Below are 13,442 nucleotides of genomic sequence, written 5' to 3'. Positions count from 1 at the left end.
TCCGGCGGATCAGGCCTCAGTCCGCGGGGCGCACCGAGACCGACCCGACGACGACGTCGAACAGCTCGACCAGCTCGTCCGCCACCGCCGTCGCGGGGCTCCCGAACTCCAACATGCAGACCTTGCCCTGATCGGGCGGGAGGAGCCAGTACGCCACAGCGAGCTGGTCGAAGGCCCCGGCCTGAGTGTCCTCGCCTCGACGGACGACCCTCGACCGCACGACGCCCCAGTCCTCGAGCAACGCGACGACCTCGACCTGTCCCCCGCCGGCCCGCCCGATCCCGTCTGCGAAGGCCGCCGTCTCGGCGTCCAGGTCGGTGACCGCGCTGTCACGCTCGACCTCCGGCCAGTAGACCGTCAGGTTGACGGGCAGGTGGAGGTCGGGAACGAGCTGGCGCGCGAACCAGAAGTCCGTGCCTCCGGCACGACGGGCGGCACGAGCCGCTCGCACGACGTCCTGACGCAGCTCCATCCGGACCTGGGCGAAGGCATCGTGACGGCCGGTCACCTCCTCCGCCAGCCGCTTCGCGGACCGCGCGATCCCCACATCGGAGTCCAGCGCGACGTGCCACCAGCTCCCGATGAGCATGAAGTCCAGCAGTGGGGTCGCAGCATCTGACGAGACGGTCTCGGTCACGCCTGACCTCCCCACTGGAACGCCGCCAGGAAGCTCGTGGCCGACGCTGTCAGGTCCGCGAATGCCGCCAGGTCCGAGGTGCTGACCTCCATCGCGATCCTGACCCCCGCGGCGTCGTCGTACCCCAGAGCGACGACGCGCTCACGGACGACGTCGTCGGCGCCCACCAGCAGGTCGTGGCGCACCAGGGTGGGACGGCCCCCGACGTCGTGCTGGCCGACCGAGACCGTCATGACACCGGGCAGCGCCGAGGTCGAGGTGTCGTCGAGCGCCGCCGGGCGGGGCGCCCGGGCGACCTCGACCCAGCCGACGGCGACCACGACCGGCACCGGCGAGCTCATCGCCTCGCTGGTCACCAGGAACCACTGCGCGTCGCGGGCCGAGGACCGCATGAAGGCTCGCGCCCGTTCCAGCTCCCGATGGATGCGGTCGACGGTCGCCTCGCGGTGCACGAGGCCGGCCAGCACCGTGCGCACCAGTCCTTCCCAGGCTGCGTCGTCCTGAGGGTCGGCGAGATGCCAGCCGGAGGGAAGCGTCCCCCTGACCGCAGTCGCTCTGGCTGTCACCATCCGCCACCACCCCCGCTGGCCGAACAGACCTGCATGCGCAGGTCCAGCCGCGGCTCACCGGGCGTTCCGAAGGACTTCGCCATCAGGGCGTCCAGGTCCGCGGTACGGACGTCTCCCAGGACATCGGCGTCGTGCGTGGCGAGGTCGTCCGTCGACCACGCGTGGTCGGGTGGGAAAGCACTGTCGATGGCGTACTCGGTCGCCGCGGCTCCGAGTCCTCCCATCAGCGAGATCGCCGAGACATCGGCGTTCGAGTAGTCGAAGGCAATCTCGACGAGGTAGTCGCTGACCACCTTGCCGGAAGACCCCGCGGCAACCTCGCCTACCTTGCCGCCCCCAAACTGGAGCCCCTCCTTGGCCAACTCGCCAAGCCCAGCCTTCGCATCCGTTCCGCCTCCGACGAGGTAAGTCTTGGCGTAGCGCATCGAATCCTTGAATTCCATACCCTTCATGAGGTCCGAGCCATCTAGACCCTTTGCACCGGTCGCGGTCTGCTTCGACAGCGCATACTTCGCCCTGCCCAGCGTCACGAGGGCGAGGATGGAGGCGCTGGCGAACTGTCCCCAGGTCCGCTCGCCCAGCAGCGCCAGTCCGCCCTGAGCCAGGACGGACGCGATCGTCATCACCCGTCCAGCCGCGAACAGCACAGCGGCGAGAGGCTGCAGCCCGGGGATGAAGGCGCACACCACGGAGGCGATCGTGCAGATCGTGCCGACCCACTCAGCGACGGTGACCACCGCCTCGAGCGCAGGCACCAGGTACTTGTCGCTCCAGCCTCGGGCGTTGTCCCAGAAGGTGTCGTTCAGACCGCTGTGCCGCACGGCGTCCTCGATCCGCGAGGCCGCGACCGCCGCGGCGGCGGACACCTTCGCCTGGGCGGCCTCGTAGGCCGTCTTGGCTGCTCTCTGCTGGGCCACCTCTTGGTCGAACGCGGCCTTCGCCTGGACGAGGTCGCGCTGCAGGTCGACTCGACTGGGCTCGTCGAGGAGCGGGTTCATGAGGGCGACGCGCGCCTCCCGGACACGGGCGGCCGGAAGTGCGGTGTCCGTGGACGCAGCAGCGCTTCGTGCACGCTCGGCCTCGAGCTGGGCCTCGTGGAGCACGCGGGCGTAGACCGTCAGCGCCTCGCCGGCCCCGCGGTAGCGGGTGGCAGCGTGCGTGACGACCTGCTGCATCTCGGCCGCGTTGCCCTCCAAGGCGTCGGTCGCCTTGGAGGTGAACTCCTCCGAGGCCGCGATCCGGCCCAGGATCCGGGCCGCGGCCGACATCCTGTCGGCCGCGGCCTGCATCTTCTGAGCCTCGCGCGACACCGTGTCCGGGTCGCCGGGGAGGGGGGCGAGGTCCATGTCAGCCGTCCTGCCCGTTCATCTTCTCGGTCAGTTTCGTGTCGGCTCCGACGAAGGTGTCGTGCGTCGAGTTGACCGCCTTGTAGAGAGCCTCGAGCGACAGCTGGATCTCGACGCGCCGATCGTCCCAGCCGTTGGCCCAGTCGTGGATCCGGGCCTTGAGCACATCGTCGCCGACCGCCTCCTGCAGCCCCTGGTCGACCTGCGAGATCGCGTCGAACTCCATGGACACGTTCAGCAGGTCCTTGAACAGCTGGTCGAGTGCGGCGAGGTCCAGATCGAGATCGGGCACGGGGTCGGCTCCTCAGCGGGTCTCGGCGTCAGGCCCGGATCTGGTTGGCCAGGTCCTGGTCGGCGGTCTGCAGGGCGGAGGCGGCACCGTCGAGGAAGGAGGAGAGGCCGTCCAGGCTGCCGACGACAGTGGTGGCGCCGGTCTTAAACTCGTGGAACTTCTCGGAGTAGGCGCCAGAGGCGGTGTCGGTGACGAAGCCGCTCGAGACGAGGTTGTCGATCTGGCTCGAGAGCTCCTCGAGCTTGGCGATGAGCTCCTCCTTGCCGTTGCGCAGACGGTTGGCGGCGTCCTGCATCTCGGCGAAGGTGACGTTCATGTTCGGCATGGCTGATCTCCTTGGAATCGGAACTTGGTCCGGAAGTGAGCGGTGCGATGGTTGACGGTGCCGATGCAACCGTCTGAGCGTGGACCTGTCGATGGGGACAGGTCCCCTGTCTGGCTCGTCAGACCAGGGGGAGCTGAACGCGGACCACCTTCCCGCCACTCACGTAGTAGCCACGACCGGGCGGGAACTCGTTGCGCGAGGCCCGCGGCAGCTGGACCCTGAGCAGATCCCCGTCAGCCGGCTCGGGCTGGAGGAGCAGGCCCCGGCGAGACCCCCTCACCTCGGTCAGCAGCGACGCGCCGAATCCCCCGAACTGGCTGTTCTCGGCCTCGCCGATGAACAGATGGTCACTGCGCTTGACGGTGCGCACCAGCTCCACGAGCAGCTCTGCGACCTTGGGGACCTGGAAGTCCGAGAGCCCTTCGACGATGACCGCACTGCGCGGCTCGCCGGACCGGCCGAGGTGCTCGATGAGGGACGGCACGAGCTCCTGGACCTCCTCGAGGGTGCGCGCGGTGCCGGTCCAGTCCTCGCGGGCACCCAGCGCCGAGCGCGAGCCCCCGACGTACCACGTCTCGATGCCCGGGTCGCAGCGCCGCAGCGACTGAACCAGGCCCGACAGCGCCATCGAGCGCCCGCTCCCGGGCCCGCCCGTCACCAGCAGGACACCCTGGGGGTCGAAGCCCATCGGCTCGAGATCCTCGTCGGACACGCCGAGGAGCGGGCGTCCGTCGACCTGCGTGGGCAGGTCCACGAGCTTGACCTCGGTGGGCAACGAGCCGACCGGTAGCGCCGGCCGGCGTCCCGTCCGCGCGATCGACTCGCCCAGGCGCCGCAGGGCCGAGGCCTGATCGGCGACGTCGGCCGCGCCGCCGAGGACAGCGACCTGCACCTCGCGGTCGTCGAGCAGCCCACGACCGGGGGGCGACGACGACGACAGCACGTCGCGCGGCACGTCGAGTGCCGCGTAGGAGCTCTCGTCGGCCATCCGGAGCACGACACGACGCGGCACGCTGCTGCTGACCGAACCGGGGACGCTGGCCGGACGGTCGGCGGTGAGGATCACGTGGATGCCCAGCTTGCGTCCCTCCGAGAGCAGCTGCTGGAAGGCGGCGTAGTTGTGGGAGCGTCCGATGACCCCGTCGTAGTCATTGCGGAACGCCGGGAAGTTGTCGATCAGGAGGAGGATCCTCGGCTCGTCCGGCTCCCCCGCGGCCCGGCGGTAGTCACCGATCGTGCCGGCCTCAGCCGCCGTGAAGGTCCCGGCGCGGCGGTCGGCGACGGCCTTGAGCCGCCGGAACAGGCGTGAGACGCGGTCGGTCTGGTCACCGTTGACCACGGCCCCGACGTGCGGCAGCTGCTCGAGCATGCGTAGCCCTCCGGAGCCGAAGTCGAGGCCGTACACCTCGACGGGCCCACCGCGCGGCGTGACACCGGCAGCGGCGGCCAGGGTGCGGAGCAGGACCGACTTGCCGCTGCCGCTCGTGCCGAACACCGCGAGGTTGCCGTCGACGTCGGGCACGAAGTGCACGGCGTCCTGGCGCTGCTGGTCCGGCAGGTCGGCCACCCCGATCACCAGCCGGTCATCGCTGCGCGGGTTGAGCAACTTGAGGTCGTAGACCTTGCTCAGCTCCGGCAGCCAGGGCCGGCGCGGCACGCGCAGGGCCCCTTCCCGAGCGGCCACGGAGATGGTGCCGACGAGACGCTGCAAGTCGGTCGGACCCGCCTCGAGCTCGACCTCCGTGGCGACAGCCGCCGGCCGCCACGGAGTCTCGGTGCCGAAGCGCAGCTCGTGGATCGCGATGGACGACGTCGACGCGTCAGCGTCGCTCCACCCACCGGCGTACGCCGACTGGAAGGGCACGAGCCGACCCGGACCGGTCTTGGCCAGAGCGCGGCCGGGTGCGTCCGGATCGAGGTGCGCCGCGACGGGTGAGCCGAGGACGTCCTGGCTGTCGGTCTCGTCGGCCATGCGCAGCGCGATGCGGAGGTTGGTGTTGGCGCGGATGTTGTCGCGGATCACGCCTGCCGGACGCTGCGTCGCCATCACGAGGTGGATGCCGAGCGACCGCCCGCGCTGGGCGATGTCGACGACGCCGTCGACGAAGGCGGGGACCTCCGCCGCGAGCGCCGCGAACTCGTCGATCACCAGGACCAGGGCTGGCGGACAGTCCGGGTCGCCGCGCCGCTCCAGCTCAATCAGGTCCTTGGCCTTCTTCTGGTTGAACAGGACCTCGCGATGGTGCACCTCTGCCGCGAGGCTCGTCAGTGAGCGCTGCACGAGGTGCGGGCTGAGGTCGGTGACCAGACCGACGCAGTGCGGGAGGTCGACGCACTCGGCGAACGCCGCCCCGCCCTTGTAGTCGACGAAGAGCATCGTGACTCGGTCCGGGCTGTACTCCGCCGCCATCCCGAGCACCCAAGCCTGCAGGAACTCGCTCTTGCCCGAGCCGGTGGTGCCCGCGACGAGGGCGTGCGGACCGTGGGAGCGGAGGTCGAGGTGGAGGGAGTCGGCCCCCACCTTGCCCACCAGGGCGCGCAGCGTCGGCTTCTTGTCCTTCTTCGCCACGGCCTGTCGGCGCGCGCCACCCGACGCTCTCGAGACGATCGAGTCGTTCTGGTCCCAGCGGTCGAGCACTGCCTCCGGCCGGCTGGCGAGGGCCTCTCCCAGCAGGCTCAGCACCGGGACGTTGCGCGGCAGGTCGGTCGCGTCCTCCACCAAGGCCCCTGCGTCGACCATCGCCGCCATGCGCCGGCTGAACTCGAGAGCATGGGCTGCGCTGACACCCTCGACCGTGACGTCGAAGACGCTGGACCCCAGCCGGACGTGGTGCACCGAGGCCGCGCTCGGACCACCGGACACATCGACGTAGCTGCGGCAGACCGCAGGCAGCTCGCCCACGGTGTCGGCCACCCAGATCAGGTGGACCCCCACGTCTGCCCCGCGCTCGGCCACGCGCACCAGACGGGCGCGGTCGACGTGGGTACCCTCCTGGACCACGACGACCACGCTCGGGGTGACCGGGACAGGTCGCTCTGACCCTGTGCTCCCGACCCGGCCCCCGCTGTTGCCTGCTGCGAGGTCCTCGGCCATCGCTCCGCGTGACTGCTGCGCGGCTCCGCGCTGTCCGAGCCGGTGGTCGATCAGCTCGTCGAGCTCGGCGACGAGCGAGTCGCCCGCGGCGGCGGAGTCCGCGAGGTGGCTACGAGTCAGAGGACTGTGGGGCGAGGACGTGTGTGGGAGCCACTTGAGCCAGTCCAGGTCGTCAGACCGGGTCGCCGGGGCCACCGCGGCGAGGATCAGCTCCGCAGGCGAGTGCAGGCCCGACAGTTGCACGACGACCGCTCGCAGCAGGTCGCCGACGTGGTCACCGTGGCCGACCAGGCCGAGCGCGCCGGCCGCCTCCAGTGACTCCACGACGGGCACGCCCACCACGGTCGCGTGCTCGGCGACCACGGTCTCGAGCCGATCGGCGTGGTCGATCAGACCGTCGACAGGCCCCTCCCGTTCGGCGACGGTCGTGCGGGAGGGCAGAGTCGCGAGCCCGAGCCGCAGGTGGAGGAAGCTCCAGTGCTCAGGTCGTCGAGTCCAGGTGAGCGGTCCGCGGACCAGCACCTGCTCGTAGACCGCGAGGACCGAGGGCGCCTCTGCGAGGCGGGCTGGCTGCTCGGCCGCGCGCAGCCCGCCGAGCTGCTCCGCGAGGCGGGAGAGGTGCGCCTCGAACCTGCCGATCTCGGACTCCTGCTTGCGCGCGCTCCGCTGACGGGACATGACGAAGTTGGCGATCATCATCATCGGCGAGAGGGCGACGAACATCAGCGACAGCGGGTTGCGGGTGGCGGCGTACATCGCGCCGCCCATGGCGATCGGCGCCAGCATCAGCAGCCACGGGAACGGCGGGGTGTCGGACTCGGTGGGCACCTGAGGTCGAGCCAGCTCCCGGAAGGGGAAGCGGGCCTCGACGCGGGGCGAGCGGTTGAACGGCACAGCGGCGTTCTGGAAGCCCCCGACAGCGGCCTCGACGGAGATCGAGCGGTTCAGCGGCTCGATCGCCAGTTCGGTGTCGCCGATCACGACGGTGTGCCCCGGCTGTGCAACCCAGCGCGTCACGGTCTCCCCGTCCGCCTCCAGTCCGTTGGCTGAGTCGAGGTCGACCACCTCGATCGTCTCGGCGACGTCGATGCGGGCGTGGGTGCCGGAGACGTACGGGTCGACGAGGACGACGGCGCACCCCGGATCGCGACCCACGGTGCTGGAGCCCGGGGACAGGCGGAACTCCCGACCGCGCTCCGGACCCGCGACGATGCGGACCACCGCCACGTGCCCGGCGTCGGCAACGGCGTCGTGCCCCGCCTTGACGGCCCGGGCCGCGAAGCCGGATGCCACCCGGGACTCGCCCACCGCCCGCTCGGGCGGCAGCACCACCCGGTCGTGGCTCGCCGGTGGGCCGACCGCGAGGGTGAGGCCGTCACGTGGGACCTCCCTACCCCGCGTGACCGGGTCCGCGGCCCACAGTGCGTTGGCGATCTCGCCGACCGTCGATGTGGCGTCCGCCGTGACGGCGATGTCGGCCGTGGTGCCGTCCGAACGCTCGTAGGCGATCTTGAGCTTCACCGCTGCTCGACCTCGATCTCGAGCTCGCCCAGCATGACGCGGTCCCCTGCCATGAGCTCGAACGACTCCTCGCGCTCGACGAGGGTGGGCCGCTCGTCACGCACCACGGCCACACCGTTGGTCGAACCGAGGTCGTGGACCCAGAGCTTCCCTCCTCCGCGGACGAAGGCGGCGTGGGTCTTCGACAGCGAGCGTGCGGGGTCCTCGAGACACGCTCCTACCTCCGCGCCCGAGGTGACCGGGTCGCGTCCGACCACGACGTGGTCAGCGTCGGGCAGGGTGGTGCCGGATGCCGTCACGAGGCTGAGGCGGGCTGGTCCTGACGGGGCCGCGACGGGGTCCGCGACGGAGGCGGGTGCGGGCGCGGGCGGGTGTGCAGGCGCGGGCGCCGGGAACCCCGGCACCGAGGTGATCAGCGGCACCGCGGTCGGCGTCCGTGGAGCCGCAGCCTGCGCCACGACCACGGGCGGCGTCAGACCCGGAGCGGTTGCACGCGTCACCACAGGGACGTCGCGGGCAGACGTCGGCTGCGGGGTGGCGAGGGAGGGGGGTGCAGGGACACCCGGCAGGGGCCGCGGCTCGAGGCCTCGGGCCGGTGCGGCCTCGATGCCGCGCGCGGGCGTTGAGCCCTCGGCCCCGCGGCGGGTGACGGCGACGCTGCGCCCTACCCGGTCGTGCCAGCCTCGGCCTCGTGGGTCGCCGGAGATCACGAACGCGTTGGCCAGCAGGCCCACCCCCGTGAAGGACAGCAGCGAGAGCACGAGGTTGCGGACGAAGGCGCGTCCCCACCCGATCGGTGCCTGCGTCTGCTCGTCCAGCACCCACACACCCATCCACCTCTGGCCGACGGTGTAGCCCCGGGTCGCGGTGAGGCCCCAGTTGACCATGCCCATCACGAGGTTGTTGAGCAGACCGAGGACGTAGGCGGCGACCGCCAATCCGAGGCTCTGCGAGGCGGTGGCGATGGCGACCAGGAACGGCCAGACGAGTACCGCCGTGTCGAGCAGGTTGGCCGCCACCCGGCGGCCCAGACCGGCGACTGTCTCGTCGTTCTCTGCGACGGTGGTGGTCACTGCTTCCCCCTCTTGCGGCCCGCGAAGAGCCCGGTGATCGTGCGTCGGCTGCGCCGCCACACTCGGCTGGCGGGCGCGACGAGGACCCGTGCCAGGCGGCCGAGCGTCGCGCGCCACGGGATCGAGGCGGGTGAGAACACCGCGAGAGGGCGACGCCACAACGGGGCGCCCCGACTCATCCGACGCATCGCCGTGCGTACGTCGCGCCAGTAGTCCTCGACCTCCGCGGGGTCCGGCTGGCCCGGACCGAAGACGAACCGGTCGGCCTTGCTGGCGAGCGCCACCGGAGATGCGGCGGCGTGGCGCTCGTTCATCAGCAGACCGTTCTCGACCCTCGTGCCGCCGGCGGGGATCCTGATGCCGAGGTCACGTGCACGGTCGGCCACCTCTCGCCAGGCCCCGCTGGCCCGGGCAACCTGGTCTCGCCTCGACCGGCGGCGACGGCGACGGATGGCCTTGGTCGCTGGGATCAGCCAGATGGGCAGACTGAACGCAGCGATCTTGCCGCCGAGGGCCACCGACTCGACGATCGCGTCGACGGCCGACGGCTGCGGAGGCTTCGGCGTGGTCCCGGCGCCTTGTGGCGGTGCCTGCTCGACGTCGTCGGGCTCCTCCGGCGGGTCGGCCGGCTGCAGCACCTGGGGCTGCGGGAGCGGTTCGGGATCCTGCTGCTCGTTGGGAGGTGTCTGGTCCTCGGGCGGGGTGGGATCGAAGGACACCCAGCCCAGCCCCTGGAGATCGACCTCGACCCACGCGGTGACGTCCTGCCCCCGGACCGGCAGACCGTCCGCAGCAGCGAAGCCGAGGACGACCCGAGCGGGGTGACCGAGCTGCTGCATCGCCATCGCCATCGCCGAGGCGTACTGCTCGGCATTGCCCACCATCTGAGTGCGCCCGACCAGTTGGGCGATGCGAGCACTGCCGTGTCCCGACGGCGAGGTGGAGTCCCCCTCGAGTCCGTCGCTGAAGAAGCCCTGGTCGTGGAAGCTCTCGGCGATGACGAGGGCGTCGGAGCCGGCGCTCGTCGAGCCTGCGGCCTCCAGCCATGGGCGGACCCGCTTCATCAGGACCTCCGGGACCTGCGTCGGAGGCGTGAAGACCGCGTCGCCCGCTTGCGCGTCGCGGATCTCCGGGTCGCTCGGTCGGGTCTCGCGCACCGCGTCGAGGCGGTACGTCGCCCCCGAGGCGACGCCGCCGATCTGGGCCAGGGTGCCGTCGTCGTTCCCGACGACCCCCACCGCCCCGGCGTCTCCCGACGCATCGGTCACGCTCGCCGTCACGCCCACCGAGGGGACCCACACCCCGGTGTAGTCACCGATGCGTACGCTCACCCCGGAGCCGACCGGGTCACCCAAGGGTGGTCGGACCCGGCGGAACTTGCTCGACTCGCCGTCCCCGCCGACGTTCCACACGACCCCGTCGAAGGTGTCCATGGTCGCGATCCGGACCGGGACGTCGGCCGGGAGGCCGCTCACGGTGAACAGCTCGGTGTCGGCCAGGTCCTTGGTGTAGGCGCGGTAACGGGACAGCGGACTGGGGTAGTCCAGCGGGTCGAACGGCGGCTCGACCCGGTCACGCAGGACCGCCCGTGCCACCGGCCGGTCCGTCGCAGCATGGAGTCCGAGGGCGACACCGCCCGCGATGCCCACCAGGCACAGCGCACCGGCCCCTCGACGCGCCCAGTTGATGCGCAGACCCCGGACCGCTCGGAACTGCGTCCACGCCAGGGTCACAGCGACGAGCAGCACCCCGCGCACGGCGTCGTGCTGGGACACCCGGTCGCCGAAGGCCGCTGACACCAGGAACAGCGCGGCGACGACGGCAGCGACCAGGGCCGGGTGGCGGGTACGCCACAGGAGGGTCCCGCCGACGAGGCCGGCCACCAGCCCGAGCACGAACGGCACGACCAGCACGACGCCGACGGTCCCGAGAGGGGGGATCCCGGTCAGCGCGTCACGCCAGGAGTTGACCAGGCCGTGCAGCAGGGCGTCTGCGGCGTCCGGGCCGGGCAGCACACCTCCGCTCGCCAGAGCGGGCACGGCGAGCGCCGGTCCAGCGACGAAGTACCAGACGGCGCACAGCAGCACCATCGGCCAGGCCCCCCAGCGCAGGCCGCGCGCGAGGAGTACCACCGCGAGGCCTCCCAGGACACCGCCGGTGAGGGCCACCGCCCACCGCGTCCCCCCGTAGGCGTCGACGAGCGGGCTGGCCGCCAGGACCAGCAGGACGATCAGGACCACTGCGTCGGTGGCGACGAGACGACGGCTGGGCGGCCTGTGCACGACCTGAGCTCTGCGGACGGTGCGGCTGCGACTCGACGTCGGGGGTCGCGGGTCGGTCAGCGTCACGACGCTCGCCTCATCAACCGACCGAGTTCCTCGAGCGAGGCGAGGGTCGCCACCGTCAGGTCACCGAGCGGACGGAGCGAGCTCTCCTCGGCGCCGGCGCACCGCAGGACGATCGTGCGCACGTCGAGTGGGAGGTGCTGGCGCGCGCGCCGCATCTCGTGGGTCGAGACCAGTGAGCCGCAGACCAAGATGGCGACACTGGCGCCGGTGACGTCGCGAGCCAGGCGTCGGACGGCCTCGGGTAGCCGAGGGGCGGCCGCCTCGAAGCCGAGTGCTGCGAACTCGTCCATCAGCCGGGTGGGCGTGGTGACCCGCACGGTCTCGCGCGAGGTGGCGACCGACAGCTCGTGACGGTCGGCGAAGGTCTGCAGGGAGAGCGATCCGCCGGCCGACACCGCGAGCTCGAACTCCTCGTCGTCGGCGTACTCGTCGATGCGGGTGCTGAGGGCCAGGAGGAGGTGGGACCGCCGCGTCTCCTCGAACTGGCGCACCATGAGGCTGCCCGTCCGCGCGCTGGTCTTCCAGTGGATGTGGCGGCGGTCGTCCCCCGGTACGTAAGCCCGCAGGGCATGGAAGCTGATGTCGGCGTCCGTGACCCGGGGGACCGGCTGACCCTCCAGGTCGCGGATGAGACCCGCGGCGGTGCCCTCGACGCGGACGGTGCGCGGGTGCACGTACAGCAGTTCGGGGTCGCTGAGGTGCTGCTCGCGCCGGAAGAGCCCCAGCGGGTCGGCGCGCACAGCCGTGACCGGTCCGACGTCGAGCACGGCGCGCCGCTCGGTGGGGATGACGAAGACGTCCTCCACCTCACCGCTCGTCGCGAGCGAGGGGATGTCGAAATCCGCGCGGGCGATGCCGACCGGCAGCTCGATGGACCCGGGCAGGCTGCGCCGCCGGGACACGTTGCGGACCACCACCCGGCCGACCGCACGCTCACCGACGACCACCCGGTCGCGGGTGAGATCGAGATCGGCCTCGAGCTGGTAGCGGCCCAGGACGAACAGCGCGGCAAGGCCGAGCAGAGGCACCACGAACGTCGCGACGGTGGTGAGCTCGGCCCAGCGCAGGAGCACGCCTCCGAGCAGCCCGACCGGGGCCAGCGCGGCCAGCACCCACGCAGCCGGCGACACGATGCCCGTGACCGGTGCGGCCAGGTCACGCGCCCTCGCCGTCCGGTCCGCGAGCGCGCCGCGCACGTCGGCGACGCGTGCCACGGCCCGTCGCCGGGCTACCAGGACGGTGCTCATGCGCTCGCGCGCTCCTGCGGCGCCGGCACCGTCGAGAGCAGGCGGTCCAGCACGCCGGCGGCCGTGGTTCCGCGGAACTCCTCCTCGGGGTCCAGGACCATGCGGTGAGCGAGGACGGGCTGGGCGAGCCGCTTCACGTCATCCGGGACGACGTAGGACCGGCCTGCGGCCAGGGCCCACGTCCGCGCTGCCCGGGTGAGAGCCAGTCCCGCCCGGATGCTGCAGCCGAGCACCGTCTCGTTGGCCTCCCGCGTCGCCTCGACCAGCCGCGCGACGTACTCGAGGACTGCGGTGTCGACGTGGACCTGGGTGGCCATCTCGACCATGCTCGCGACGGCGTCCGTGGTGATGATCGGGTCCAGCTCGATCCCGCCCCGACGGGCCGGCGGGGCGGAGAGGATCCGGACGGAATCGTCGTGGTCGGGATAGCCGAGGCTCGACTTCATCAGGAACCGATCCAGCTGCGCCTCAGGGAGGCGGTAGGTCCCCGCCTGCTCGATGGGGTTCTGGGTCGCGATGACCATGAAGGGCCGCCCCACCTGGTGGGACACACCGTCGACCGTCACCTGGCTCTCCTCCATGACCTCGAGAAGGGCCGACTGCGTCTTGGGCGAGGCGCGGTTGATCTCGTCGGCCAAGACGACATTGGCGAAGATCGGACCCTGGTGGAACTCGAAGCGCTCGGTGCGCTGGTCGAAGATGGTCACGCCGGTGACGTCGCTGGGGAGCAGGTCTGGCGTGAACTGGATCCGGCTCTGCTTGCCCTGCAGTGACTGTGCGAGAGCACGGGCGAGTGAGGTCTTGCCGGTGCCAGGGAAGTCCTCGAGCAGCATGTGCCCCTCCGAGAGGAGGCAGGTGAGCACCAGCTGCACGACCTCGGTCTTGCCGAGCACCGCGCGCTCGATGTTGGCGACCAGTTGGCCGAAGCTCGTGGCGAACCACGCGGACTGTTCGGTGGTGAGGGTCATGACGGGCCTTCCGCGTGTTGTG

Annotated in this window: 10 protein-coding genes; all 10 read right to left on the bottom strand. The window is 71.5% G+C overall.

The window, feature by feature from the left end; genetic code table 11:
* Window positions 1-16 precede the first annotated feature (16 nt).
* Window positions 17-637: a hypothetical protein gene (locus GRQ65_RS15205; RefSeq protein ID WP_160878829.1), complete on the bottom strand. Its 621-nt coding sequence runs from the start codon at window positions 635-637 to the stop codon at window positions 17-19.
* Entirely contained in the window at window positions 634-1,113 is a 480-nt protein-coding gene (locus tag GRQ65_RS15200; protein ID WP_160878828.1) for a hypothetical protein, read from the bottom strand. The genes GRQ65_RS15205 and GRQ65_RS15200 overlap by 4 nt, the downstream gene beginning before the upstream one ends.
* Window positions 1,114-1,199: 86 nt before the next feature.
* On the bottom strand, window positions 1,200-2,552 hold the full coding sequence (locus tag GRQ65_RS15195; protein WP_160878827.1) for a type 2 periplasmic-binding domain-containing protein: 1,353 nt from the start codon (window positions 2,550-2,552) through the stop codon (window positions 1,200-1,202).
* A 1-nt stretch (window position 2,553) separates the two neighbouring features.
* Window positions 2,554-2,844 carry a hypothetical protein gene (locus tag GRQ65_RS15190; RefSeq protein WP_160878826.1) on the bottom strand — a complete coding sequence of 97 codons (291 nt, stop codon included), beginning with the start codon at window positions 2,842-2,844 and terminating at the stop codon, window positions 2,554-2,556.
* A 28-nt stretch (window positions 2,845-2,872) separates the two neighbouring features.
* Window positions 2,873-3,169 carry a WXG100 family type VII secretion target gene (locus tag GRQ65_RS15185; protein WP_160878825.1) on the bottom strand — a complete coding sequence of 99 codons (297 nt, stop codon included), beginning with the start codon at window positions 3,167-3,169 and terminating at the stop codon, window positions 2,873-2,875.
* A 118-nt stretch (window positions 3,170-3,287) separates the two neighbouring features.
* A complete protein-coding gene (locus GRQ65_RS15180; protein ID WP_160878824.1) occupies window positions 3,288-7,784 on the bottom strand; it encodes an FtsK/SpoIIIE domain-containing protein in 4,497 nt (1,498 codons plus the stop codon).
* Entirely contained in the window at window positions 7,781-8,857 is a 1,077-nt protein-coding gene (locus tag GRQ65_RS15175; RefSeq protein WP_160878823.1) for an RDD family protein, read from the bottom strand. Before GRQ65_RS15175 ends, GRQ65_RS15180 begins: the two co-directional genes overlap by 4 nt.
* Window positions 8,854-11,139, bottom strand: coding sequence for a transglutaminase domain-containing protein (locus tag GRQ65_RS24080; RefSeq protein ID WP_160878822.1), 2,286 nt, complete (start codon window positions 11,137-11,139; stop codon window positions 8,854-8,856). Before GRQ65_RS24080 ends, GRQ65_RS15175 begins: the two co-directional genes overlap by 4 nt.
* A gap of 62 nt (window positions 11,140-11,201) precedes the next feature.
* Window positions 11,202-12,452: a DUF58 domain-containing protein gene (locus GRQ65_RS15165; protein WP_160878821.1), complete on the bottom strand. Its 1,251-nt coding sequence runs from the start codon at window positions 12,450-12,452 to the stop codon at window positions 11,202-11,204.
* Window positions 12,449-13,420: an AAA family ATPase gene (locus GRQ65_RS15160; RefSeq protein ID WP_160878820.1), complete on the bottom strand. Its 972-nt coding sequence runs from the start codon at window positions 13,418-13,420 to the stop codon at window positions 12,449-12,451. Before GRQ65_RS15160 ends, GRQ65_RS15165 begins: the two co-directional genes overlap by 4 nt.
* Between the last annotated feature and the right edge of the window lie 22 nt (window positions 13,421-13,442).

The organism is Nocardioides flavescens, from assembly GCF_009823805.1.
GTDB lineage: Bacteria > Actinomycetota > Actinomycetes > Propionibacteriales > Nocardioidaceae > Nocardioides > Nocardioides flavescens.
The sequence above is the reverse complement of the archived record's forward strand: the minus strand, read 5'-3'. Positions and strand labels throughout refer to the sequence as shown.

Bases quoted from the DNA above. Each gene is read 5' to 3' on its own strand.
- GRQ65_RS15195 (WP_160878827.1), bottom strand. From the start codon at position 2,552: ATGGACCTCGCCCCCCTCCCCGGCGACCCGGACACGGTGTCGCGCGAG.
- GRQ65_RS15185 (WP_160878825.1), bottom strand. From the start codon at position 3,169: ATGCCGAACATGAACGTCACCTTCGCCGAGATGCAGGACGCCGCCAAC.
- GRQ65_RS15165 (WP_160878821.1), bottom strand. From the start codon at position 12,452: ATGAGCACCGTCCTGGTAGCCCGGCGACGGGCCGTGGCACGCGTCGCC.
- GRQ65_RS15160 (WP_160878820.1), bottom strand. From the start codon at position 13,420: ATGACCCTCACCACCGAACAGTCCGCGTGGTTCGCCACGAGCTTCGGC.